Annotated in this window: 22 protein-coding genes; 11 read left to right on the top strand and 11 right to left on the bottom strand. The window is 45.0% G+C overall.

Translation table 11 applies throughout. The features are described from left to right. Nucleotides 1-915: a dihydrodipicolinate synthase family protein gene (locus tag FEF09_RS18000; protein WP_146306403.1), complete on the bottom strand. Its 915-nt coding sequence runs from the start codon at nucleotides 913-915 to the stop codon at nucleotides 1-3. 331 nt (nucleotides 916-1,246) lie between these two features. Between FEF09_RS18000 and FEF09_RS17995 the strand changes: the two genes are divergently transcribed. Further along, on the top strand, nucleotides 1,247-2,122 hold the full coding sequence (locus FEF09_RS17995; RefSeq protein WP_146306402.1) for an AraC family transcriptional regulator: 876 nt from the start codon (nucleotides 1,247-1,249) through the stop codon (nucleotides 2,120-2,122). Nucleotides 2,123-2,466: 344 nt separating this feature from the next. Continuing rightward, complete coding sequence (gene mgrA / locus FEF09_RS17990; RefSeq protein WP_146306401.1) at nucleotides 2,467-3,462, top strand: L-glyceraldehyde 3-phosphate reductase; 996 nt, start codon at nucleotides 2,467-2,469, stop codon at nucleotides 3,460-3,462. A 66-nt stretch (nucleotides 3,463-3,528) separates the two neighbouring features. On the opposite strand, the gene FEF09_RS17985 is transcribed toward mgrA, so the two are convergent. The 3 genes from FEF09_RS17985 to FEF09_RS17975 all read right to left on the bottom strand — a co-directional run bounded on the left by FEF09_RS17985 (nucleotide 3,529) and on the right by FEF09_RS17975 (nucleotide 6,421). Next, nucleotides 3,529-4,359, bottom strand: a complete 831-nt coding sequence (locus FEF09_RS17985) for a hypothetical protein (protein ID WP_146306400.1) — start codon at nucleotides 4,357-4,359, stop codon at nucleotides 3,529-3,531. Between the two features lie 275 nt (nucleotides 4,360-4,634). Further along, a complete protein-coding gene (locus FEF09_RS17980; RefSeq protein ID WP_146306399.1) occupies nucleotides 4,635-5,408 on the bottom strand; it encodes a phosphosulfolactate synthase in 774 nt (257 codons plus the stop codon). Nucleotides 5,409-5,476: 68 nt separating this feature from the next. Further along, complete coding sequence (locus FEF09_RS17975) at nucleotides 5,477-6,421, bottom strand: EamA family transporter (RefSeq protein ID WP_146306398.1); 945 nt, start codon at nucleotides 6,419-6,421, stop codon at nucleotides 5,477-5,479. Between the two features lie 115 nt (nucleotides 6,422-6,536). Between FEF09_RS17975 and FEF09_RS17970 the strand changes: the two genes are divergently transcribed. Continuing rightward, nucleotides 6,537-7,169: a CGNR zinc finger domain-containing protein gene (locus FEF09_RS17970; protein WP_146306397.1), complete on the top strand. Its 633-nt coding sequence runs from the start codon at nucleotides 6,537-6,539 to the stop codon at nucleotides 7,167-7,169. Between the two features lie 54 nt (nucleotides 7,170-7,223). On the opposite strand, the gene FEF09_RS17965 is transcribed toward FEF09_RS17970, so the two are convergent. The 4 genes from FEF09_RS17965 to FEF09_RS17950 all read right to left on the bottom strand — a co-directional run bounded on the left by FEF09_RS17965 (nucleotide 7,224) and on the right by FEF09_RS17950 (nucleotide 10,313). Further along, nucleotides 7,224-8,090, bottom strand: coding sequence for an aldose 1-epimerase family protein (locus FEF09_RS17965; protein WP_146306396.1), 867 nt, complete (start codon nucleotides 8,088-8,090; stop codon nucleotides 7,224-7,226). A 46-nt stretch (nucleotides 8,091-8,136) separates the two neighbouring features. After that, nucleotides 8,137-8,346 (bottom strand): hypothetical protein, encoded by a 210-nt coding sequence (locus tag FEF09_RS17960; RefSeq protein WP_146306395.1) that lies wholly within the window; start codon nucleotides 8,344-8,346, stop codon nucleotides 8,137-8,139. A gap of 53 nt (nucleotides 8,347-8,399) precedes the next feature. Continuing rightward, complete coding sequence (locus FEF09_RS17955) at nucleotides 8,400-9,812, bottom strand: MBL fold metallo-hydrolase (RefSeq protein ID WP_146306394.1); 1,413 nt, start codon at nucleotides 9,810-9,812, stop codon at nucleotides 8,400-8,402. Nucleotides 9,813-9,905: 93 nt separating this feature from the next. Next, entirely contained in the window at nucleotides 9,906-10,313 is a 408-nt protein-coding gene (locus FEF09_RS17950) for a response regulator (protein WP_146306393.1), read from the bottom strand. 664 nt (nucleotides 10,314-10,977) lie between these two features. Here FEF09_RS17950 and FEF09_RS17945 point away from each other — a divergent pair. From FEF09_RS17945 to FEF09_RS17935, 3 genes are all read left to right on the top strand, one after another. Further along, complete coding sequence (locus tag FEF09_RS17945; RefSeq protein ID WP_146306392.1) at nucleotides 10,978-12,036, top strand: sensor histidine kinase; 1,059 nt, start codon at nucleotides 10,978-10,980, stop codon at nucleotides 12,034-12,036. Between the two features lie 168 nt (nucleotides 12,037-12,204). Continuing rightward, a complete protein-coding gene (locus FEF09_RS17940) occupies nucleotides 12,205-12,918 on the top strand; it encodes a LytR/AlgR family response regulator transcription factor (RefSeq protein ID WP_146306391.1) in 714 nt (237 codons plus the stop codon). A 135-nt stretch (nucleotides 12,919-13,053) separates the two neighbouring features. Beyond that, nucleotides 13,054-15,654 (top strand): outer membrane beta-barrel family protein, encoded by a 2,601-nt coding sequence (locus FEF09_RS17935; protein ID WP_146306390.1) that lies wholly within the window; start codon nucleotides 13,054-13,056, stop codon nucleotides 15,652-15,654. Between the two features lie 88 nt (nucleotides 15,655-15,742). On the opposite strand, the gene FEF09_RS17930 is transcribed toward FEF09_RS17935, so the two are convergent. Together FEF09_RS17930 and FEF09_RS17925 are read right to left on the bottom strand one after the other, a co-directional pair. Then, entirely contained in the window at nucleotides 15,743-16,144 is a 402-nt protein-coding gene (locus tag FEF09_RS17930; RefSeq protein ID WP_146306389.1) for a hypothetical protein, read from the bottom strand. 138 nt (nucleotides 16,145-16,282) lie between these two features. Then, nucleotides 16,283-16,705 carry a Dabb family protein gene (locus tag FEF09_RS17925; protein WP_146306388.1) on the bottom strand — a complete coding sequence of 141 codons (423 nt, stop codon included), beginning with the start codon at nucleotides 16,703-16,705 and terminating at the stop codon, nucleotides 16,283-16,285. Between the two features lie 183 nt (nucleotides 16,706-16,888). Between FEF09_RS17925 and FEF09_RS17920 the strand changes: the two genes are divergently transcribed. From FEF09_RS17920 to FEF09_RS17910, 3 genes are read left to right on the top strand one after another with little or no spacing between them, the layout of a single operon-like run. Continuing rightward, nucleotides 16,889-18,088, top strand: coding sequence for a glycosyltransferase (locus tag FEF09_RS17920; protein ID WP_146306387.1), 1,200 nt, complete (start codon nucleotides 16,889-16,891; stop codon nucleotides 18,086-18,088). Between the two features lie 35 nt (nucleotides 18,089-18,123). Continuing rightward, entirely contained in the window at nucleotides 18,124-19,218 is a 1,095-nt protein-coding gene (locus FEF09_RS17915; protein WP_146306386.1) for a glycosyltransferase, read from the top strand. Then, a complete protein-coding gene (locus FEF09_RS17910) occupies nucleotides 19,219-20,229 on the top strand; it encodes a glycosyltransferase family 4 protein (protein ID WP_146306385.1) in 1,011 nt (336 codons plus the stop codon). It abuts the gene before it with no gap. On the opposite strand, the gene FEF09_RS17905 is transcribed toward FEF09_RS17910, so the two are convergent. Next, nucleotides 20,223-21,671, bottom strand: a complete 1,449-nt coding sequence (locus tag FEF09_RS17905; protein WP_146306384.1) for a glycoside hydrolase family 130 protein — start codon at nucleotides 21,669-21,671, stop codon at nucleotides 20,223-20,225. The genes FEF09_RS17910 and FEF09_RS17905 overlap by 7 nt on opposite strands. Before the next feature lie 312 nt (nucleotides 21,672-21,983). Between FEF09_RS17905 and FEF09_RS17900 the strand changes: the two genes are divergently transcribed. Both FEF09_RS17900 and FEF09_RS17895 read left to right on the top strand, forming a co-directional pair. Beyond that, nucleotides 21,984-22,823 carry an AraC family transcriptional regulator gene (locus FEF09_RS17900; protein ID WP_146306383.1) on the top strand — a complete coding sequence of 280 codons (840 nt, stop codon included), beginning with the start codon at nucleotides 21,984-21,986 and terminating at the stop codon, nucleotides 22,821-22,823. 82 nt (nucleotides 22,824-22,905) lie between these two features. Further along, nucleotides 22,906-24,279 carry a glycoside hydrolase family 47 protein gene (locus FEF09_RS17895; RefSeq protein WP_146306382.1) on the top strand — a complete coding sequence of 458 codons (1,374 nt, stop codon included), beginning with the start codon at nucleotides 22,906-22,908 and terminating at the stop codon, nucleotides 24,277-24,279. Nucleotides 24,280-24,332: the final 53 nt, after the last annotated feature.

The raw sequence follows: 24,332 nt of genomic DNA, 5'->3' as shown, positions 1-24,332 counted from the left end.
TTAAAGTGAAAGATAATCAGGTAATACCGGTCTGCTGGCAATAGCATCATCTATCACTTTCAGGATCCGTGTTCTTTCTTCTCCTACCAGTGCGAGACGTGGCGCTCTTACCGTTTCACTGCCTAATCCCGCCTGTTGTTCTGCCAGTTTGATATACTGCACCAGTTTAGGATGCAGGTCCAGTTCCAGCAATGGCAGGAACCAGCGGTAAATAGCCAGTGCTTCTGCGATACGACCTGCTTTTGTGAGTTTATATATTGCTACGGTTTCCGCAGGGAATGCACATACCAGTCCGCCGACCCAACCATTCGCACCCAATATCATCTCTTCCATTGCCAGTGTATCTACACCACACAGCAGACTGAAACGATCACCAAAACGACTGATCATACGTGTTACGTTAGATACATCGCGGGTAGACTCTTTTACCGCCTGTATATTGCTATACGCCTGCAACTGATCAAAAATCTCCAGTGTCACTTCCACTTTATAATCAACCGGATTGTTATAGATCATAATCGGCAGTTCTGTAGAAGCAGCCACTGCCTTAAAGTACTCCGCTGTTTCACGTTCATCGCTTTTATAACGCATCGGAGGCAACAGCATCAAACCTTTTGCACCCCATTCAGCTGCCAGTTTTGCCTGTCTGATCGCTTCCGCAGTAGCACCTTCTGCGATATTCATGACAACCGGGATCTTCCCCGCTACCTGTTCTACTGCATACTTCGTCAGTGTTTCCTTTTCTGCAGTCGTAATAACACTGGCCTCACCCAGTGAACCGCCTAAAATAACCCCATCAATACCGGCAGCGATCTGGGCTTGCAGGTTCTTTCCGAACAGCGGCAGGTCCAGTTCATCAGCGGCTGTAAACTTTGTGGTAAATGCGGGAAATATTCCTTTCCATTCAATAGCCATAGAAGAACAATTTTTTGTTCAAAAGTATCAGAAAGAGATAAAGGGCACCTATCTGATAGTAATCAATTATTACCTGATATTAACCTGTTTTCAGGGGCTCTGGTTCATATATTCCGGGACTTAACCCTTTTTTGACCTGATCTTATATTTTTTTGCAAAATCCGGGTTAAAATTTGTAATATTGGTACACAGTGAATAATTGTAAGATTCACACTCATTAGTGTCAGAAGTATCAACCAATATAACGCGTACTTACTACGTAAGAAAGATTCAAGACCTGTAAATACATTCCTGCAAGCCAACTTGCGATTACTATTAAAATTGCTACCAGATGAAAGTGTTACAGTTTACCATACCTGTTCCGCTGGACAAATCCATTATTGTACAGAAAGATGTACTGCCTTACTTCTATCCCCATCTGCACAGGCACCAGGAGATCCAGCTCACCTGGATTCAGCAGGGTGAAGGTACCCTGGTGGCCGACAATAATATGCATCCGTTCCGCCCCGGTGAACTCTATTGGTTAGGGGCCAATCAACCGCATATTTTCAAGAGTGAGGCCTCTTATTTTCAACCCAAAAGCCGGAAAAAAATAGTGGCGCTGGTAATATTCTTTAATCCCGACGGTGAACTGGCAGGCTTCTTTAATCTGCCGGAGATAAAGGTGCTGAAGAACTTTATCCAGCAGCATCAGTCAGGTTTTAAAGTACCACAGGACTATGCTACGGAGATTTCCAGCCGCATGTTAAAGGTCACTAACAGTTCAGGCACAGAACAACTGTTACAGTTTGTCGAACTGCTGAAACAGTTATCTGGTTGCCCGGATATGACACCGCTGGCTTCCGGTCAGCGTGCACAACCTGTCAGTGAACATGAAGGCATCCGCATCGGGAATATCTATAACTATATCATGCATCATTATGATAAACCCATCACACTGGAAGATGCCGCCAAACAGGCTTGTATGACACCGCAGGCCTTCTGCCGCTTCTTTAAAAAGCATACACTGCATACCTTCGTATCCTTCCTGAATGAAGTAAGGATCAATGAGGCCTGTAAAAAACTGACAGATGGCAGTTATGATAATATTGCTACAGTGGCATATACCTGTGGGTTCAACAGTATTACCAATTTTAACCGGGTATTCAAATCTGTTACCCAACGATCTCCCAGTGAATATATGAACAGCTATTTCCAGAGTGTATAAGTACTTACAACATATGCTACATGCCGAAAGACTGACAGACAGATCAACTGAAGCAGCGTAGCGTTCAATAACATTATCTTTATCACTGTTTCCCTTCCTGTATATAGTCAGACTATACTTATCCTTCGTTAATGCTACGTAAAAAAGGTAGCATTAACGAAGGATAAGTATAGTCTGACTACTATCAAAGCAACTCCCCTTCCGGTCAGCCCGGTTTTACCGCTATCTGCGGATGTCTTTACGCTCGTTTTTAATAGTAATCTTCTCTCTTTTTACCAACAATACCGGCATAGCTGTTTTTCTTACAAATAGCACTATCTTGTACGTCCAAAAAAAACCACATTATGAGTGCTTATGTTCCTGCAAGTGACCGGTATGATACTATGATATACAACCGTTGCGGTAAGAGCGGTATCCGCCTCCCGGCTATTTCACTGGGTCTATGGCATAACTTCGGGTCTATCGATAACTTTGAAAATGGCCGTGCTATCGTACGTCGGGCCTTTGATAAAGGAATTACCCACTTTGACCTCGCCAATAACTACGGTCCGGTACCCGGATCTGCAGAAGAGAATTTCGGCGCGATCCTGCGAAAAGATTTTACAGGCAACCTGCGTGATGAACTGATCATCTCTACAAAAGCCGGCTATCATATGTGGCCCGGTCCATACGGAGATTGGGGCTCCCGCAAATATGTACTGTCCAGCCTCGATCAGAGTCTGCGTCGTATGAAACTGGATTATGTCGATATCTTCTACTCTCACCGTCCCGATCCGGAAACACCGATAGAAGAAACGATGGGCGCACTGGATACGGCTGTTCGTCAGGGAAAGGCATTATATGTTGGCTTATCTAACTATACTGCAGAACAGACAAAAGCAGCATTGGCAGTATTAAAATCACTGGGTACTCCCTGCCTGATCCATCAGCCTAAATACTCTATGTTTGAAAGATGGGTAGAAGGTGGTCTGCTGGATGTACTGGAAGCCAATGGAGTGGGTTGTATTCCATTCTCTCCGCTGGCGCAGGGCTTACTGACTGACCGTTACCTGAAAGGTATTCCGGAAGGTTCAAGAGCCAGCAAACCAAGCGGCTTCCTGAAAGCAGATCATATCACAGATGAGAAACTGGATAAGATCCAGCGATTGAATGCCATTGCATTGCAAAGAGGTCAGACACTGGCACAAATGGCACTGGCGTGGTTATTAAAAGACAAACGTGTGACGACTGTACTCATAGGTGCCAGCTCCGTAGAACAGCTGGATAACAACCTCGGAGCCCTGCACAAGGTACAGTTTGATGCAGCAGAACTGAAGGAGATTGAAAGCATTCTGCAATAAGCAGCAGATCTGATAATAAAAAAGGCAGCATGATAATCATGCTGCCTTTTTTTAAGATGTATATCCTTATTTTTTGATGTAAATCATGGTACGATTATCAACACTGGAACCGATCTCTATACCACCCTGTACCTCTTTTCTGGTAGATATTTTGGTAATAGGATAGTTCTCCGCATCATACGTATACACGTTGGTAATAGTCTGTTTAGATAGCTCGAACTGGGTTGTTGCTGTCAGAATATTATTGGCAGAAAGTGAAGCTGCAACTTCTTCCACATCGATCAGATAAAGCTCCAGCTGCTTTGCAGTGTAGTTTACTTTATCGTCATAAGTCAGTATGGTAGTAGTTGTATCTGTTGCTTCTTTACCGTCAGCGAAAGCAATTCTGTGTGTTTTCACAACATTGCCTTTTGCATCCCATTCAAACACGTTCTTTTCAAAGAAACCAAGATGGTTAACTACAGCCACTTTTTCTGCAATATATACAGCAGATACGCGACCATCGGCATTATAAGCAATACTATCGTACTGGTTCAGACTTCCGTCTTCTACATCGTAAAAGTTTACAGTAAACACTTTACCCGCAGTATTATAACCAAAAGCTACCGCTTTGTGCGTAGCTGTCTGTTCATTAGGACCAGTAAGGAATGCAATAAGCTGGTTATTTTCATATGACGGTTTTGCAACCATGATGTCATCATCGCTGTCAAAACCATAATACTTATACAATGACAGTTTTTTACCTGCATCATAAGTAAGTACTGTACTGTCGTATTTAGAGGTCTCTTTCGCCAGCAGTTTTACAGGAACATCAGGTTGTGGGGTATTGGTCTCATCATCTTTACAGGCAGTAAAGAACAGTCCGAGTACAGCAGCACTCAAAAGAATTCTCTTCATAGGTTTTCTGGTATATTGTTCTGATTAAAAATTTGTGTGGTTATGTATGGGTTTAAAAGTTGGGAGAATTATCGGGTCTTTTGTTATCAATGAGATGCATATATATATATTTATTTTTAAATATCTATGCTATTTTTAGTACTTCAGACGGACAATCTTCCGGTCAGGAGGCAGAACTTACTGATAATCTTATCATAGCGTCCGGGATAAATGTTCTTTTTACAATAAAAAAAGCCGGTCATTAAGACCGGCCTTCCTGCATATCTGCCATTATTTTATTTCGTTCCGTCCAGATAGAAGTGGAAACTATCCCCGCGTAAACCTACGCGCATCGCTTCGAGGGAAATCACTTCGTTATAAGCAATATTACCCAGATTCGCATTACAACCCATCAGATCGAGGAAATACAGCTGCTGGTCCTTTCTGGGTGCTTCCCAGATGATCTTCTCTCCGGCAACCTGTGTCAGGATCTCCTGTACCAGTCCTTCTCTTACCTCACCGGAGTCACGATACAGGCCTACTGTACCTGTCTCCCTTGCTTCTGCGATGATGTATTCAGAGCCTGCTGAAAGCTCCGTTTTGATCAGTTCTATCCATTTGTAAGGAGGTGTGATATGCTCACGGTCTTTATCTTTTGAACCGATTTCACTCAGTACGGTGCCCAGTTTTGCCAGTTTCTCGATATACCCGCATTTCTCTGCATGTGGGATAGAAAGAGAGCCGTCAGACACTTCAAAATAATTGATGCCATACTTTTTCACTACATCGATGTAATCATCAAACTGATTACGGATGATGAAAGCTTCGAGCAACAAACCACCAAAATAAACAGGGATATTATATGATTGATATACTTTGATCTTTTCATCCAGGTTAGGCGTGACATAAGCCGTACCAAAGGCCAGTTTCACCATATCCACGTGTGCTGAAGATACGGACAGGAAGTCTTTTGTATCCTGCAGGCTCAGCCCCTTGTCAGTCACCATTGTAATACCATATGAACGAGGTTGTTTCGTACGTTCAGGAATTTTGTCCAGGTTAAAATTCATTTTCCTAAGTTTTGCTGCGTTTACTTCCTTATTTAATAAACTCACGGACAAAGGTATTTAAAAAATGCTCAGGCACGTTGTCTGTTAAAAGATAGTTTATAGTTGGGGAAATTAGTTAACAATACGCCTACCAGTATCACAAACATACCAAGTAACTGCATCCAGCTAAGTTGCTCATTTACAAAAGCCCAGCCCATCAGCACCGCTACTACGGGATTAACGTAGGTGTGGGTGCTGACCAATGCCGGCGGACGCACTGTTATGAGCCAGGTAAATGCCATATAGGCTATCAGGGAGCCAAAGAAAACGAGATATAATAATCCGGCCCATGCGGCGGCCGGCACCTGTGCTATGTGAAAGCGGGACCACTCTCCCGTCGCACCACTCAGTAAACCACTGGCCACAGAAGCCGCCAGTAACTGAATAGCACTACTGAGTATATTGGGTGTCCGCTTATCCAGTTTACCTTCTGCATGTAATGCACCTGCCACCCAGAATACCGTTCCCACCAGTATCGCACCATATCCAACCCATTGCATCGTATTATCACCTGCCTGCTGTGCAGCACTATTTCCTCCCCCGAAAAACAGGATGATGCCTGCAAACCCTACCAGCAACCCCGTAATAATAAATGCATTACCAAAATATTCGCGCCAGCGCTTTCTGTCTGCCAGCAAAAACACAAATGGCTCTGTTGCAATCATAATCGCCGCCTGTCCTGAAGTAACATACTGCTCCGACCATGCCACAATACCGCTACCACCTACGAGCATCAGGATACCGCTCACCACACATACCCTCACCACTGACCATCCCGGCCATGCAACCCTTCTGACACCGCACCATCCCAGCAACAGTATAGCCGCCAGCAGATAACGCAGTCCGGACAGCATAAACGGAGGAAATCCCCGCAATCCATAGATCACAGCCAGATACGTTGTGCCCCAGACGATGTACACCGCCATAAAAGCCAGTATGATCAACCACTGCGGCGCATTCCGTTCAGCATTCATGTCTCCGTTTTTACCTGTTAAATCGTATTTACTGGTATAAAAGTAATATTTTTTTATTACCAGCAAACTATTTTTTGATGGTAATAATATCAAATGCCGTATTTTTGAGTACGCAATGAGTAAGGAAAGATCAATAGCAACATTATCCCTTGATGGCGGCGCCCTCTGTTTCCATTTTATCAATACGGTAAATGCATGGAGGGGGATCAATCTGCATGAATATCTGGGTAGCTATCAGGAAGTAGTAGAATGGTGCAAAAAGGTAGACATCCTCGATGAGGCACAACGTAATGCACTCCTGCAGGAAGCGGCCAAAGATGCAACAGCCACGGTACTCGCCCTGCAGAAACTAAAGAAAACAAGAGAAACACTATACCAGTTCTTTTCCGGTATCGCGGAAAATAATGGCAGTACACTCAGCACCGGTGTACTGGATAAATTTAATAAAGCGCTTGCCACCGCACTTTCAAAACTGCAGTTTGATCCTTCCGATACGGGTATACGTGCTATCCTGAAACAGGAATATACCGATCTTCTTGCACCGCTGTGGACGGTGATGAAATCAGCTTATGACGTACTCACTACGGAAGAGCATACACGTATTAAAGAATGTGAGACCTGTGGATGGATCTTTCTGGACCAGACCAAAAACAATAAAAAACGCTGGTGCAGTCCCGGCAGCTGTGGTACTGCGGATAAGTCAAAACGCTATTATCAGCGTAAAAAAGAACAATCAGAAGAAGAATGAAAAACGGGATACCAGTTAATACCAGTACCCCGTCATCAATATATTGACCACTGCTTAAAACAGTGTTACCGTCCAGCTTCTTTCGAAACGTTTGCCGGCATCCAGTATATGGATACCTTCCTTGCCGGTAATATCACCTGTAGCATTTACACTATCAGCAATACCATTCCATGGTTCAATACATACAAAATTGGCGTCTTTAGCCGCCCAGATACCCATATAAGGGAATCCTTCGTATTGCATTTTCAACCCGCGTGGTGACTTATCACTCTTCAGTTCCATAATAGTAGATGCCAGAGTTTTAAACACCAATGCGTCTTTATAGAACAGATGATGTTTTAATGCCAGTTTGTGCGTCTTTACCAGAAATGGCTCCGGCGTCAGTTCTATTAGACCGTCGGCAGACAATGGCCATACGCCATCATTTTCCTCTTCATTAAAATGCAGGTAATAATCCTCATAACTGGTCCCTTCTGTCAGCGGCACCTTAAATGCAGGATGCGCACCTACGGAAAAATACATGGTATCCTTACCGGTGTTTTCTACTATATAAGATACCTGCAGGGAAGTATCATGTATGGCATACACCACCTGAAAACGGAAGTGAAAAGGATATACCTGCAGGGAATCTTCCGACTCCGTCAGGGTGAACACCAGCTTATCCGCCGTCTGTTCTGTCAGGGTAAACACCTTATCACGGGCAAAACCGTGACGGCCAAGCGTGTAGCTTTTCCCTTTATATGTGTAAGTATTGTTCTTCAACGTTCCCACTATCGGGAATAATACGGGGCTTTTCTTGGCCCATTCCGGTCCGGCATGCCACAGGTATTCCTGCTGAAGGTCCTTACGGACGATGCTCTGTAATTCGGCTCCTTTCTCTGCAACAACTACCTGTAGCTTATCGTTCATTAATTCAGGCATACGAAACTTTTTTTCAAAAGTAACCATTCGCCTGCTTATTTGAACCTTATTTTTTCCTGTCGCTCAATACCAGTACCAGCCCTACTACGGCTACAATACCGCCCGCATAGGTAGGCCATCCAACCCAGCGGTTTTCGGTTTTATTCACTTCTACGGGACCCAGGTCCACTACTTTCTTTTGTGTTTTTACGGAGAAGCCGCGGATTACAATCATCGCAATACCGGCTACAATAAGAATGAGACCAAATGTTTTCATGTGTTGCAGATTTAATACTGATGATTAAACAATACACATGCCAGCCCATCCGATTATGTAGCAGAAGGTGTAAAGTAATCACTCAGCTGAAAAAGTCCGCTGTCTTTCAGTGCTTTCATCCCTCCCTGTACATCGACAAAATTATGATAGCCCCGCATACGCATAATGGAGATAAAGATCACAGAACGGTATCCGCCGGCACAATGCACATAATACAACTGGTGTTTATCCAGTTTTCCGATATAATCGTTGATATAGTCCAGCGGTATATTGACAGCGCCGGCTATATGTTCGCTACTAAACTCATTCCTCCTGCGTACATCCAGCAACTGCAAGGGAATCCATGACTGACGTTCCGCCAGTGCGGCCGGTGTAATTGTCACAATATCATCTATTGTACGTCCGGCTGCCCGCCACGCTTCAAAACCTCCTTTCAGATAACCCAGCGTATGATCAAAACCGATACGGGCCAGACGGGTTACCACTTCCTGTTCCCTTCCCGGATCTGCAATGAATAAAATGGGTTGTTGTCCGCCGGGGATCAGTGTACCCGCCCACGGCGCAAAATTGCCATCCAGACCAATATTAACGGCGCCGGGTATAAAACCATCTACAAATACTTCTGGTCCGCGGGTATCCAGTATCACCGCTCCTGTTTCATTTGCGACGGCTTCAAATGCATCGGGTAACAATGGCTGGGTGCCACGTGTGATCACATCGTCTACATTTTCATAGCCCTGTTTATTCATCTGTACATTTAAAGGGAAATAAGCTGGTGGTGGTGTGAGTCCGTCGGTAACGGCCTTTATAAACTCCTCCCTGCTCATGTCAGTCTGCAGGGCATAGTTGGTACGTAATTGTCCGCCGAGGGTATCTGTCCGCTGACCGCTGATCATTTTGCCACAGGCACTACCTGCGCCATGCGCGGGATAGACCGTAATCTCAGGCGGCAAAGGCATCACCTTATTGCGCAGCGAATCAAACAGAATGCCGGCGAGTTCTTCGCGGGTCTTACCGGATGCCTGTTGTGCGAGGTCAGGCCTTCCTACATCTCCGATGAATAAAGTATCTCCGGAGAAAAGTGCCGTCTCCTTCCCGGATTCATCGATCAGCAGGAAGCAGCTGCTTTCCATGGTATGCCCCGGCGTATGTAATACTTTGATCTTTATATTTCCGAGTGTGAGTATTTCTCCATCTGTAGCAATGTAAGCGGGAAAGGCAGGTGCTGCTCCCGGACCATAAACAATATTTGCGCCTGTAGCCGCGGCCAGATCAAGATGTCCTGACACAAAATCGGCGTGAAAGTGTGTTTCCAATACGTATTTAATCACGGCATTATCCTGCTGTGCCCTGCTGATGTAAGCAGCGACATCGCGTAAAGGGTCAATAATTGCCGCCGCGCCATTACTTTCAATGTAATAGGCGCCATGTGCGAGGCAACCTGTGTAAAGCTGTTCTATTTTCATAAATCAGTGCTTGTACAACAAAGGTCCACCTTATGCAGCAGCAGGCAGATGACGGTCATCAGACCTTATACTGATATTGATACAGGAAAAGACTTAGTGCTGTTCTGCTCCTACGAGGATTTCGCGGATCATATTTTTTCCGATAGGTTTCACGAGATAACCGGATAAGGTTGGGAACTCGCGGGCTTTCTGTAAATCACTTTCATGTGTTGAACTGGTAAGGATATATACCCGGATATGTTTTCCGGCAGGTAATTGCAGGCGTACAAATTCAGTCATAAACTGCCAGCCGTCCATATACGGCATATTAACGTCCAATAAGATCAGATCCGGCAATTCTTCCGGATGATCAAGGTGAGACTTGATATAACGAAGCGCCTGTTCGCCATCTGTAAACTTATGGACGTGTTCTACAAGATCCAGCCGCTCAAAGTGCTGCCGCATTACAAACTGGAATAATTCATCATCATCGACAATGCAAACGTTCTTTACTTTACTCATCTGCTGTAAGGTGTATCGCGGTTATTAATTAATAAACGTAGAGCTCCTCTCCCTTCTTTGTGCTCGCCTGACTACAAAATCGCTCAAACGTACGGACCTGGTTTTTAATTTAAAGGCTTACGCCATAGCATTCATAACCGCGGTGTATGCTGTTACTGATATTGGAATAGATGTTTTCGTACTGTTTAATGCCCAATCCTTATGCCATATCCCTTGAAACAGTAAAAACATCATCTTTACCCGTGTCGGAAACTATCCCGGACCACATGTACGATATTGCATTATCGGTCAAATTAAATAAAAAAAATTCTAAATATACTTTCCCATAATTTATAACAGGTATTACTAGTTTGAATGTGGAATGGGCATTTTTTTCAACAAGTTGCGGACTTAGCATGTTCCACACCGTTATTCCATGCCTTTTGTTTGCCTACAGGGATGATTTACATCAATATTTGTTATTTTGACACACCTGGTTACCTTGTCGCCGATTAGTAATAGTTTCTCCGGGGTTCGGGGCATGATACACTTCCTAATTCACTAATAAACAGCAATATAACGAAAAGTACAGGTTTGCCGCCAAAAAACCGGCATTCATCTCAATATTTGCCTGAATGATGGATTTTTTTGGTTCTTTTGAGGTTGTTTAATGTCACACACCGGAATGACTACACTTGTTAACGATACCAGACAGGCTTGGTATTCCAGGAGATGGGCGCAGATTTTCCTGCATGCCGTAGCCTGGATCACGCTCTTTTCTCTGCCTTATCTTTTGCGTCCGTCTCCTGATCAGCACAGAGGGCCTGATCCGGATGAGCGCTACTGGCATATCCATTTTATCATCAATGCCATTTTGCTTACGCTCTTTTTCTATCTGAATTCAAATATTCTGATACCAAAACTGATCTATCGTAAGAAATACCTGCAGTTCGGCGGTGTATTACTCCTCCTTTTTGCCACACTTATCTACTTACGGTACCTTTTTGTACAGTCATTTATCACACATAAACAGGCTGAACTAAAACCAACCATCCTCTTCACCTTCTTTACAGTGCTGTTCATACTGGCCTGTAGTACGGCATGGCGGATGATCAGAGATAAGATGAATGCAGACAGACTGGCAAGCGCCAAAGAGAACGAAAATCTGAAAACAGAACTCTCTCTCCTGCGTTCACAGGTAAGCCCCCATTTTATGTTCAATGTATTGAACAACATGGTGGCACTGGCCAGAAAACAGTCGGATCAGCTGGAACCGTCCCTGATCAAATTATCCTCCCTCATGCGCTATATGCTGTATGAGGCAGATGAAGATACCGTGGCGCTGGATAAGGAAACAGATTATCTGCAAAGTTATATCGACCTGCAACAACAGCGTTTTGGCGCAAAAGTACAGGTCAATGTCTCGATGCAGTTGCCCGAACATGGTTACGAAATAGAACCCATGCTGCTGATCCCTTTTGTGGAAAATGCGTTTAAACATGGTACCGGACTCATTCCCGACGCACGTATCGATATCGAACTCCGCGCCAGACAGGGTTTACTCCAGTTCTCCGTCATGAATAAGTACAATCCTGAGTATACCGAGATCAAGGATAAGACCTCCGGTATCGGACTGACAAACGTAAAACGCAGACTCAACCTGTTATATAAAGACAACTATCAGCTGCTGATCAGCAAAAAAGAGGGATGGTTTGTGGTATCTTTGCAGTTACATTTACATTAAGGAACGAGGCAGGAATTAAAGATTAAGATTTAGCTTTACACAATATGATTATGAAAGAATTATTGAAGGATACAAAAGAAATACAATACACCATTGATAATAAAGTGTTTATATCACTGCTGACGGCTAACCAGTTACTCATTCTTAATTCCTGATTCCTGATTGATTATGACATTAAGATGCATAGCCGTAGACGACGAACCACTCGCGCTTGACCTTCTCGAAGACAATATCCGACAGGTGCCTTTCCTTGAAATGGTGGCCAAATGTGCGGACGCCTTCGAAGCCATCAAGGTATTACAGGAAACTACTGTTGACCTGATCTTTCTTGATATCCAGATGCCCGGACTGACCGGCCTCCAATTCATACAAAGCCTTGCCCATAAACCAATGATCATCCTCATTACGGCATATGAAAAATATGCACTGGAAGGATTTGAACTGGATGTGACTGATTATCTGGTGAAACCTGTCAGCCTGCCCCGCTTTATCAAAGCATGTAATAAAGCCAGAGAACTGCATCAGCTGAAACATCAGCAGCTGACCGCCGCTCCGGGCAGCACACCGGAATTCTTCTTCGTGAATTCAGACTATAGTCTACTGAAAATCAATATAGCAGATATCATCTGGATAGAAGCCTTAAAAGACTACATCAGGATCCATCTGACCGGCACTGCCAAGCCCGTGGTAACGCGTATGCCGCTGAAACAGGTAGAAGAACAGCTGCCACCGGCCAGATTCATCCGTATACATAAATCCTATATTATAGCGGTTGCCCACATCACTGCTATCCGTAAAAACAGTGTTTTTATCGGTACCATGGAACTGCCCGTAGGTGATAACTACCGGGAAGCCGTAGCAGCGCTGACAGGCACTAAATAAGTCATTACCAGCTTATCAAGTAATACAGCCAACACCATTTTTCATGTTTTTTGTCGCGTTATTTCCTTGCATTGTCTCATTTGCTATGTATAATGGAACCGCGCTATTAGTTTTGTGTCTATAAGAATGTTACTTATGCAAAGAATTCTCTGGCTATTCGCCATGTTGACCTTCTCCTTTTATGTATCCGCGCAGCAGCGCCCGGGAGCCGGAGCCGGCCCGGGAGGATTTGCAGGCGGTAAACCACCAAGTATAGGACGTGTCTATGGAAAAGTCCTTGACAACGAAGGGAAGCCAATGCCTTACACCTCTGTGATCGTATTCCAGAACAGACTTGACTCCGCCACCAATACCAGAAAAGATATTCTCCTGAAAGGTGTTATCACACAGAACAATGGTGAATTCAATCTGGAAGATCTGCCGATAATGGGACCATTGATCCTGAAGATATCTGCTACCGGTTTCAAGCCTTACGCACAGACTATTTCTTTTATGACAAAGAAACCTGCGCCGGGCACCATGCCTTCATTTGACAAAGACCTGGGCAATATCAAACTGACCAGCGATATCAGTCAACTGCAGGGCGTTACCGTAACCGCTTCCAAACCACTGATGAAAGTGGATATGGATAAGAAAGTATTCAACGTTGAACAGAATATTTCCAGCGCCGGTGGTACCGCACAGGACGTAATGAGAAACGTACCTTCTGTAAACATCGATATCGACGGTAAAATGACCATGCGTAATGCAGCCCCACAGTTGCTGATCGATGGTCGTCCAACTACCCTCACCCTTGATCAGATCCCTGCGGATGCGATTGAAAGCGTAGAAGTAATGACCGCTCCAAGCGCCAAATACGACGCTTCTGGTGGTGGTGCAGGTATCGTGAACATCGTCCTGAAAAAGAACCGTAAAACCGGTTATAATGGTAATATCCGTGCAGGTGTAGATAAACGCGGCGGTATCAATGGCGGTATTGACTTCAATGCACGTCAGGGTAAATTTAACCTGACCGCCAGCGGGATGATCAACCAGATGCGCGATCGTACCAACGGTCATACCGACAGGCTGGATATTGCGGACGATCCCAATATCCATACCCTGCAGGAAAACACCTCTAAAACAAATGGCGGTTTCATGTTCGGCCGCCTCGGACTGGACTACTTTGCCACCAACCGTACCACCTTATCAGTGTCCGGTATCAAAGTACACGGTTCATTCAAACCATCCAGCATTCTCGACATCAACAGCGATACCCTTTACTCCGGTACAGCTATGACATCCTTCAGCCGCAGGACAACCGAAGGCGAACGTACCTTTAACGGTAACGGTCTGGTATTAGGCTTAAAACACCTCTTCCCACACGAAGGTGAGGAACTGACGATGGACGCCAACTACTTCGGAGGTAAGAGTGACAACAGCTCCAATTACAACACTGACTACTACAATATCAAAGGTGGTGCAGTAAGCGGTAATGAACTGGAAAAGATCGATGGTAGCGGTAAGATGCGCAACATCACCGCACAGACTGACTACGTAAAACCACTGGGTACAAAGAGTAAACTGGAAGCTGGTTTACGTGCGGCCTTCCGTCACATCGAGAACAATAACTACAATTATCTGTTCAACGAAGGAACTGGTCAGTATGACCTCACTTCCGGCAACACCAGCAACTATAAAAATAATGAAAGTGTGTATGCTGCCTATGCGACCTTCAGCAGCAGCATCAAAAACTTCAGCTATAAATTAGGACTGCGTGGAGAAAGTTCGGAATATACGGGCGAACTGGTTCAGACTGGTCAGAAATTCAGCAACAGCTACCCTATCAGCCTGTTCCCGACTGTCTTCCTGAGCCAGAAACTGAAACACGATCAGGAAGTACAGATAAGTGCGACCCGTCGTATCAACCGTCCCAACTTCTTCCAGCTGATACCATTTGCGGATTCTACCGACAAATTCAATATCACCAAAGGTAACCCGGGTCTGGTACCAGAGTTCACACAGTCTCTGGAACTGTCTTACCTGAAAACATTCAAAGGTAACCATACCTTCCTCGGTTCCGTATACTACAAACACACCGATAATACCATCACAAGTTTTATCGATCGTCAGACAGACCCGACTACCGGCAATACAGCACTGATCAATACATATATCAACGCCAGCAGCAGTTATACAACAGGTGCAGAGATCACGGTACAGAACTATTTCACAAAATGGTGGGATATGTCAACCAACATCAACCTGTATAACTCAAAGATCAACGCCAACGCAGGCGCTCAACAGGACGCTCTGTGGAGTATGTTTGGAAAGATCAACAGTAATTTCAAACTGCCAAAAGCATTTGATCTGCAGCTGACCGGTACCTATCAGTCTAAAACCAACCTGCCGATCAATACCAATACCGGCTTTGGTGGTGGCCCTCCGGGTCTGGAAGCACAGAGCGCTTCTCAGGGTTATATCCGTTCTTTCTATGGTATAGACATCGCCCTGAAGAAAAGCTTCCTGAAAACAAAGGCACTGACGGCAACTCTGGGTGTAAGCGATATCTTCCGCTCACGTAAAACCAGTCAGTATTCTTACAGCGACTACTTCATACAGAACTACGAACGCCTGAGAAACCCGCAGATGATCAGACTGAACATCGCCTACCGCTTTGGTAAAGTAGATGCCTCCCTGTTCAAACGCAAAAGCTCAGGAGCCGGTAATCAGGGTATGATGGACGGCATGCAATAACAGCTCTTTCACGGGAACAACATACAACAAACAAAAAGCGAATGGTCAGACAGCCATTCGCTTTTTGTTTTTATAAGCAATTCAGGGGTTAAGCATTCATAAATTCAAGGTCGAAATAGTACTCCCTGTGATCAGCAGGATTCACATAAATAGAGATCTGTTTGTGCCTTTCCAATAAGAAACTGACCGTCATCCTGTCTTTGTAGATATAAGGACTTAACAGCTCCATATGGGTATGCGTATCGGGCTGATAAGCGCAGGAGAGATAACAGATCTCCTTTTCACGCATTTCAACGCTCCGGAGGCCAATCAGGCCATCCAGCATGTGTACCTCCAGTCCGTCACTGTCAGAAGATTCCTCATAATAATTGGAAGTAATAACGGTACAATCCTGTGCACTTACCGTAATCCGGCTCCCCGTCGTCTTAAGGGAGGCATGCGGCTCCGGCGGGCTTTGGGGAAATAGCAGTCCTATGATTCTTTTCAGCATAAACAATTGCTTTTACAAATGAGATCAAGGCTGGCATTGGTTAGTCCTAATATTCTGGCGAAGGGACAGATCCTGGCTGATTAAACAGCCCCGTCAGCGACAGGGCTGTGCTGTTACATTCAAATATACAAAGTATCGTTAAATATCCTCTGCATCATATACAATCACTTTCTTCCAGACAGAAGAACATTCCTCTATGAATTTCAGATGTGCCGGGTCTGTCTGGTAAATGTCCTGTTCTGCTTTGTTCTTAAAGAACAGCAGCCACGACACCTGATAGGAACGGTCAATCACGTCCCTGTTGGTACTGGAAGGCGTACCAATATGATGTTGCAGGATGGTTTTCGCGCCTTTTGCCAGTTTTTGCAAGCCGGCAATCAGTTTTGCCTTGTCCTCCTGACTATCCGGATTGTTCAGCCAGAAATAAACATGATGGACGAATACCTTCTGTGCGGGCGCCTCAGCTGCCATAGCAGCCCCGCCTGTCATGGTCGCGATACCGGTTACCGCGGCAGTCTTACCGGCAGCAGAGAGGAATTGTCTTCTGGTTTGTTTTGACATAGGGTCAGTTTTTATATAGGAAAATAATAAAAATATTAGAATCTGTGCCAATTCTGACTGGTTCGCTTTTTGCAATTCTATATTCTGATTCCACTTATCAGACACAATTCAGACCCCGGACGACCTGTTTATTCCCTCCGCCCTTGTTAGTTCGAATCTATTTACTGCGTTAAAACCTTAGGTATGGATACATTTGACATGAAGCCGGAGATACTCTATGTGAGTACTTATTCCCCCCGTAAATGTGGAATCGCCACTTTTACAGCGGATCTTACCAATGAACTCATGTACTTGCTCAAACATGAGTTTGAAATCAGCGTATGCGCTTTGGATAAACGGGCCAACACAGATAATTATGCCTCTCCGGTTACCATGGTTATGGACGGTTGCAGACTAAACTCCTGTATTGCAGGCGCGGAAGCTATTAATCAGAATCCCGCTATAAAAATGGTATGTATAGAGCATGAATTCGGTCTTTTTGGCGGGAATATGGGCGAGTATGTACTGGCCTTTCTCTCTCTGCTGACCAAACCTTTCATTATACGTTTCCATACTGTATTGCCCGATCCGGATGTAGAGCGGCTGAAGCTGGTCAGAAGTATCTGTCTGCTGGCAGATAAGGTGCTGGTGATGACGCATCATTCCCATCGCTTACTGGTGGAAGATTACAATATTCAGGCAGACAAGCTGGCGATTATACCCCATGGCACACACTTCATTCCGGCGGCCAACAGAGGCGAACTCAGAAGTAAATTACATCTGAATGATAAGAAGATCCTCACCACTTTTGGCCTGCTGAGTCCGAACAAGGGGATTGAGACCGGTATCAAAGCGATGGTGAAAATTGCTGCGGAATTTCCGGAGGCAGTCTACATCATACTGGGGAATACCCACCCCAACCTCGTCGCATCAGAAGGCGAAGCCTACCGTGAAAGTCTTGAACAATTAATCAGGGAAAATAACCTTACTAATAATGTCAAACTGGTAAATGAATTCATCCCCACGCATATTTTGCTGAGTTACCTGTCTCTGACAGATATTTACCTCTTCACCTCCCGTGATCGCAATCAGGCCATGAGCGGTACATTTATGTATGCGATGAGTGCCGGTTGCCCGATCATCTCCAATGCCTTTGTATTAGCAGATGAAATGCTGGACAAAGACACAGGTATCATCATTGAATCAGGCGATGAAGATGCACTCGCCGACAATGCCATCTATCTCCTCCGTAATGAAAACATACGTCAGGAAATGGGTAAGAAAGCATTCATGAAAACAAGAAACACCATGTGGGGAACCGTCGCACGTAAACACGCCATGCTGTTTTATGAGCTGATGAAAAAACAACTCCCTACATACGATAATAACCTCGCAGCACTGTAAACACCGTCGCGTATTATTTCACCAAAAAAAACTACATGCGTTCGCATTTACAGACAGCAGTACCCTTCCCGGAAAAAGCCTTTGTGCCGGATGAACTGGTATTACCACCCTTTAATCCGGCACATCTGCTGAATATGACAGACAGCACAGGCATGATACAACATGCCCTGCGCATTACGCCCAACAGGAAAGAAGGCTATTGCACAGACGACAATGCCCGGGCATTACTCCTGACAGTACTTGCCTGGAAACATGGCCGGTATCCGGAGGCACTCAGACTCCTGTCTATCTACCTCAGTTTTATTCATTATATGCAGATGGATGATGGTTACTTCCACAACTTCCTGCGTTATGATAAACAGATCATCTACGATGGCAGTTCGGAAGATGCCTACGGCCGTACTTTAATGGCACTCGGCTATCTCACGGAATACGGTCCTTCTCCCCTGCTTATCAAAACAGCGGAAGACCTTTTCCTGAAGGCTGCCCCTCATATGGATCATCTCCAATCCCTGCGTGGTATGGCGAATAGTCTTGCGGGCCTCTGCCTGTTCGTCCGCTCACATACCGGCGATCAGGAACAGCTGTCCAGAATAAGTCTGCTGGCAGACCAGCTCGTACATGCATATCATATATACAGTGACGATAAATGGTGCTGGTTTGAAGAAGTACTGACCTACGATAATGCCATCCTTCCATTAGGACTACTGCATGCGTATGAGATCACCCGTCAGGAGAACTATCTGCACACCGCCCTTGAGGCGATGAGTTTTCTTGAATCAAAGGTATTTCATGAGGAGGTCCTTTATCCTGTCGGTAATAATGGCTGGGCAAGTAAAGGTGGCACTACGGCCTTATTCGATCAGCAGCCTCTGGATGCGATGGCCATGGTCTTATGTTATCAACAGGCTTTTCTTGTTACAGGCGATAACATACATCTTCAAAGACTGACACAATCCTGGCAATGGTTCATGGGCGCCAATGCCCTGCAACAACCCTTATATGATGAAATCACCGGTGGTTGTGCAGACGGATTACAGCCCGACCGTGTCAATGAAAATCAGGGCGCAGAAAGTACTATTGCTTTCTGGATCGCTTACTTCACCGTTGCAGAAACACTGAATAAATAGATGAAAATAGCCATTCTTGCGCCCATCAGCTGGCGTACTCCCCCAAAGCAATATGGCCCATGGGAACAGGTAGCGTCTGTACTCACCGAAGGACTCGTACGTCAGGGATTAAATGTGACACTCTTCGCCACCGGCGACTCCATTACCAATGCGAAATTATCTTCCGTCAGAGAACATTCCATGGGTGATGAACCGGGTGATTTTAAAGTCTGGGAATGTCTACATATCTCCTCATTAATGGAACGGGCCGGGGAATTTGATCTCATACACAATCATTTTGATTTTCTGCCACTGACATGGTCACGGGTGATCCGTACTCCCATGGTGACCACTATCCACGGATTTTCTTCTCCTGCAATACTGCCTGTGTACCAGCAATATAACAGTACAACACATTACGTTTCTATCAGCAATAGTGACCGGGATCCGTCACTGACGTATATTGATACGGTATACAACGGACTGAATGAATCATTGTTTTCTTTTACGGCTACGCCGGATGATTACCTGCTGAGTTTTGGAAGGATCCATCCGGAAAAAGGAACACATCTGGCTATTGAGATTGCAAAAGAAGCAGGCATGCGGCTGCTTATCTGCGGACTGATACAGGACGAAAACTACTTCCGCGAAAAGGTATCCCCGCACATCGATAACAAACAGGTGATCTATAAAGGGAATGTAGGTCCGGAAGACCGGAATAACATCCTCGGTAAAGCAAAAGCATTACTACATCCCGTGCTGTTCAACGAACCATTCGGATTAAGCATTGCGGAGGCCATGATGTGCGGTACACCCGTCATTGCCTTCAACAGAGGAGCCATGAAAGAGCTGATTACAGACGCCCGGACGGGCTTTCTGGTAAATAATACAGAAGAGGCGATAAGTGCCGTAGAAAAGGTGGATAATATCCGCAGAAACGATTGCCGCGAACATTCCCTGGCCAGATTCAGCCAGGGAACGATGGTTGCGGGTTATATAGATGTTTACAAGCGTATTCTCGGTACTCACTGAGCCGGTTTCAATAACGCTTTCAGTAATTTATCCAGCGGAATGCTGGCAAAGGAAGAGGCATAATCAGACACTGCATAAGGAATAAATACCTGTCCCTCATGTATCATCGCGCCACAGGAATACACCACATTCGGTACATATCCGTCACGCTCATCTTCTTTCGGCATCAGCAGAGGATATTGTAAACGACCGAGTTCTTTGGTAGGATCTTCCAGATCAAACAAAGCGGCCCCCAGACAATACTTTCTCATCGGTCCGACACCATGTGAAATGATCAGCCATCCCTTTTCTGTTTCAAGCGGAGAACCGGCATTCCCGATCTGTACAAACTCCCATGGAAATTTAGGCTTTTGTAATAACTGTGGTTCTTCCCAGTCATACAGATCATCAGAAAACATGATGTAGTTATTGACGCCATCGATCCGCGACAACATCGCATATTTGCCATTGATCTTTTTGGGGAACAGGGCCAGGTTCTTATTCACCGCTCCCTTACCATACAGCGGGTGTATTTCGAAGTGCTGAAAATCGCAGGTTTTGATCAACTTGGGCAATATAAATGAACCGTCATAAGCGGTGTAGGTAGCGTAATAGGTACAGGATCCTTCTTCCTCTGTAAACTTCACAAAACGGGCATCTTCTATACCATTCTTTTCGGTATAAGTGACCGGGAAAATAACACGTTCTCCCAATGTTGTATGATCAGGGAAATGCAGTTCATAGCTGGCATCTACCAGTTCCAGCACATGTTGCTTCATAGACTGCTGATCGCCCGGATCCTGTACAATACCCCGCAGCGAATTCCGCAGAATGATATCTATTTCCGAATAGGTAAATTCATCTGTCAGCTGATGCAGGATGCCTACATGCAGATCCTCCGGCAGTCGCAGCTGATTGAGCTGACGTGCGAAATGTTCTTTATCATTCCGCTTTTCTCCGGTCAGCTTCCCTTCCGTCAGGAAATGCGCCGGATCATCGAGTGTAATGTTACAGTCTTTGTCAATGATGCCTTCTCTGAACACGATCGACGAGATATGACTTTCACCGGTCGCCCTGAAACTGACAATAACCCGTTTATGTCCCGGTGGAATACCCGACTGGTCAGGTGCTTCCACTACCGACGGATTGAACAATGCAGCGGCTTCCAGTGAATACTCCATCGTAAAATAAGCCCCCAGCAGATGTTGTCTGTCTTTGGTGACAATCACCCCCGGCGGTACAAGGTGAGAGATCCGCGAATAATGATTTTCAAATACTTTATGGATGTCCTTATACCTGCAGGAAAATTCTTTCAGCACACCATTCAGTACGTCACATACCACATTCTCCGGCATATCCACAACCTTATTGATGATCTGCACCGATCTTTCATTTCCGGAGTTAAAGAAGCGGGGAATGACTCTTTTGAAATCAGGGTTAATCCTGATGTTTTTTCTCGTCATGCTTAACATACGCAACAATCTACAGGGTTAATAAAAGATATGTATTTATAAAGATAACTCTTTTAATTGTAAGGCCTTGCAGGCGCTTCACGTGGCAGCGTCACCGTTCGGACCTGTCCATAACAGGAATAAAAATTAACTGTTATGGGCTTTTCAACAAACAATATCTGCGCCAGTAAGTTGCCGGACGATGCTTTTTATACTCCCTTGTCACAAAAGCTGCTTAACACGGTTAATCCAATGTTATTAATGGTTTCCGGCAGACACATCTGCATAAAATTTTGCTACCTTTAACACTGTCAGGGGACATTTATGAAAATTACGAGGTTCTTACTACGCGACTTCATTACAAAAGGTGAGCTTTTTCATCTGTCCAGGGTTAAAATATTCTCTACAGATGATATTTCCCTTCATAATCATGATTATGCCGAAATCTTCTGGATAGAGCACGGCAATGGCATTCATCTCATCAATGGACAAAACACCCCGCTGCATACAGGGGATATTGTCATGATGCGCCCGGATGACCTGCATACCTTCTCTTCCAACCGTCAGGGCATCACCATGATGAACCTTGCTTTTCCGTTTAAAACTGTCCAGTATTTCCGGAAGCGCTATTTTCCTGACTCGGAAGATTTCTTCTGGAAAAAAGGAGACCTGCCTTATCAGGCCACGCTGGACGAAACAGTTTTAAGAAGCATTTCTCATCTGGCAGAAAAAATGTGGAAACATCAGGACTCAGCAATCTACCTCGATAGCTTTCTCCTCTCCCTTTTTAAACTCTTACTCCCAACTGAAAATCAACCTGATAATCAGGATATTCCCGCATGGCTGAACAATGCGATTCAGCAGTTCCCGGCACAGCCTGACCTCTTCCGGCTGGGCGCCAGAGGCTTTGCGTCCATCTGCGGCCGTAACATTGACTATGTCAACCGCACCGTGCGCAAATGTTATGACAAAACGCTCTCTACCCTTGTCACGGAATTACGTATGCAATTTGCAGCCAGACAGTTAGCTATTACCAATGCCCCTATTAAGAGTATCTGCCACGATTGTGGCTTTAATAATCTCGGACATTTCTATAAACAGTTTCAGACCATCTATCAGCAAACACCTTCTCAATACCGGGAACAGCACCAGCGTATGTCGTAGATCGTTATACCGTAAAAAATATATTTGTTAGCGCAATAGTATGAACGGTTTATTACTTTCGCAGATCATAATTTAGCACCCGATGAAAAAATGTATTGTGGCTGCCGCAGCCATGATCGCCTACCTACCTATGAAAGCCCAGCAAGCGGAGTTATCGCTAAGCGTCAAACAGGAATTTGTCAGATCCTGGGATGCTTATAAACGATACGCCTGGGGACATGATGTATTATTGCCGCAAACGAAAACCTACACGGACTGGTACGAACAGCCCATACGTATTTCGCAGATCGATGCATATAGTACCATGAAAGTGATGGGCCTGCAGAAACAGGCCAGAGATATTGAGAAGTTTGTAACGGATAGCTGCAGCTTTGATATAGACGTATACGTAAAGACCTTTGATGTCAATAGTCGCGTACTGGGAGGACTGCTATACATGTACTCCTGTACACACCAGCCTAAAATACTGGAACGCGCAAAAGACTTTGGAGATCGCCTCTTAAAAGCTTTCAAATCACCGACAGGCATTCCCTATTACTGGGTCAATCTGAAAACCGGTAAAGTGAAAGGCGAAAAGGTCAATACCGCAGAAGCAGCCGCTTATACACTTGAAATGGGCATCCTGAGTTACTATACAAAGGATCCTAAATATTATCAGGCAGCGAGGAAGGCAACAGAAGCCGTATATGGCCGACGATCCGCACTCAACCTCACCGGTAACATTATCAATAATGAAACCGGCGACTGGCTCGAAACGATCAGTTGTATCGGCGCAGGAGGCAGTGCTTATTACGAAAGCATGCTGAAAACATGGCTCCTGTTCAAAGATGCGGAACTGAAAGACATGTGGGAGAAAACGATTACAGCTGTTCACCAGTACAATGCAGAAGAAAGTGACACTGCTATATGGTACCGCAGGACAGACATGTATTCAGGAGAAATAAAGAATACCACAGCGACCGGATACGACGCATTTCTGCCGGCACTTTTGTGCATCGATAATGATGCAGAGCAGGCAGCCAGAGTACACCGGACATGGAATAATCTCTGGAAGCAATATGGTATGATACCGATGATCTATGACTTCCGCCGGCAACATATTACGGCGGCAGCATATGACCTGAATCCGGAGATCATCGAATCAGCATGGTATCTGTATGATTATACAAAAGATACCGTGTATCAGCAGATGGGAAGGCAATACTACAATGATATATTACAGTATTGCAGATCGGGCGTCGCTTTTACAGGGGTAATGGATATCAGAAGTAAACAACAGCAGAATAAAATGCCGGTCTATTTCTTTGCCACCACCATGAAGTATCTGTATCTGCTATTTACACCAGACAGTGGCCTGAATACACTTGATTACGTATTCACAGCAGAAGGTAACCCGTTTAGAACAGACGAGTTTAAAGCGGCAGAAACAGCCAGACGTCTGGGCATTAATCAGTAAGTTAACCAGTCTATATACAGGAAGAGGCTATCTCATTTTTGAGATAGCCTCAT

It is taken from the genome of Chitinophaga pinensis, from assembly GCF_007896845.1.
GTDB classification, from domain to species: Bacteria; Bacteroidota; Bacteroidia; order Chitinophagales; family Chitinophagaceae; genus Chitinophaga; species Chitinophaga pinensis_C.
The sequence above is the reverse complement of the archived record's forward strand: the minus strand, read 5'-3'. Positions and strand labels throughout refer to the sequence as shown.

Bases quoted from the DNA above. Each gene is read 5' to 3' on its own strand.
- FEF09_RS18000 (WP_146306403.1), bottom strand. From the start codon at position 915: ATGGCTATTGAATGGAAAGGAATATTTCCCGCATTTACCACAAAGTTT.
- FEF09_RS17995 (WP_146306402.1), top strand. From the start codon at position 1,247: ATGAAAGTGTTACAGTTTACCATACCTGTTCCGCTGGACAAATCCATT.
- mgrA (WP_146306401.1), top strand. From the start codon at position 2,467: ATGAGTGCTTATGTTCCTGCAAGTGACCGGTATGATACTATGATATAC.
- FEF09_RS17985 (WP_146306400.1), bottom strand. From the start codon at position 4,359: ATGAAGAGAATTCTTTTGAGTGCTGCTGTACTCGGACTGTTCTTTACT.
- FEF09_RS17980 (WP_146306399.1), bottom strand. From the start codon at position 5,408: ATGAATTTTAACCTGGACAAAATTCCTGAACGTACGAAACAACCTCGT.
- FEF09_RS17975 (WP_146306398.1), bottom strand. From the start codon at position 6,421: ATGAATGCTGAACGGAATGCGCCGCAGTGGTTGATCATACTGGCTTTT.
- FEF09_RS17970 (WP_146306397.1), top strand. From the start codon at position 6,537: ATGAGTAAGGAAAGATCAATAGCAACATTATCCCTTGATGGCGGCGCC.
- FEF09_RS17965 (WP_146306396.1), bottom strand. From the start codon at position 8,090: ATGCCTGAATTAATGAACGATAAGCTACAGGTAGTTGTTGCAGAGAAA.
- FEF09_RS17960 (WP_146306395.1), bottom strand. From the start codon at position 8,346: ATGAAAACATTTGGTCTCATTCTTATTGTAGCCGGTATTGCGATGATT.
- FEF09_RS17955 (WP_146306394.1), bottom strand. From the start codon at position 9,812: ATGAAAATAGAACAGCTTTACACAGGTTGCCTCGCACATGGCGCCTAT.
- FEF09_RS17950 (WP_146306393.1), bottom strand. From the start codon at position 10,313: ATGAGTAAAGTAAAGAACGTTTGCATTGTCGATGATGATGAATTATTC.
- FEF09_RS17945 (WP_146306392.1), top strand. From the start codon at position 10,978: ATGACTACACTTGTTAACGATACCAGACAGGCTTGGTATTCCAGGAGA.
- FEF09_RS17940 (WP_146306391.1), top strand. From the start codon at position 12,205: ATGACATTAAGATGCATAGCCGTAGACGACGAACCACTCGCGCTTGAC.
- FEF09_RS17935 (WP_146306390.1), top strand. From the start codon at position 13,054: ATGCAAAGAATTCTCTGGCTATTCGCCATGTTGACCTTCTCCTTTTAT.
- FEF09_RS17930 (WP_146306389.1), bottom strand. From the start codon at position 16,144: ATGCTGAAAAGAATCATAGGACTGCTATTTCCCCAAAGCCCGCCGGAG.
- FEF09_RS17925 (WP_146306388.1), bottom strand. From the start codon at position 16,705: ATGTCAAAACAAACCAGAAGACAATTCCTCTCTGCTGCCGGTAAGACT.
- FEF09_RS17920 (WP_146306387.1), top strand. From the start codon at position 16,889: ATGGATACATTTGACATGAAGCCGGAGATACTCTATGTGAGTACTTAT.
- FEF09_RS17915 (WP_146306386.1), top strand. From the start codon at position 18,124: ATGCGTTCGCATTTACAGACAGCAGTACCCTTCCCGGAAAAAGCCTTT.
- FEF09_RS17910 (WP_146306385.1), top strand. From the start codon at position 19,219: ATGAAAATAGCCATTCTTGCGCCCATCAGCTGGCGTACTCCCCCAAAG.
- FEF09_RS17905 (WP_146306384.1), bottom strand. From the start codon at position 21,671: ATGACGAGAAAAAACATCAGGATTAACCCTGATTTCAAAAGAGTCATT.
- FEF09_RS17900 (WP_146306383.1), top strand. From the start codon at position 21,984: ATGAAAATTACGAGGTTCTTACTACGCGACTTCATTACAAAAGGTGAG.
- FEF09_RS17895 (WP_146306382.1), top strand. From the start codon at position 22,906: ATGAAAAAATGTATTGTGGCTGCCGCAGCCATGATCGCCTACCTACCT.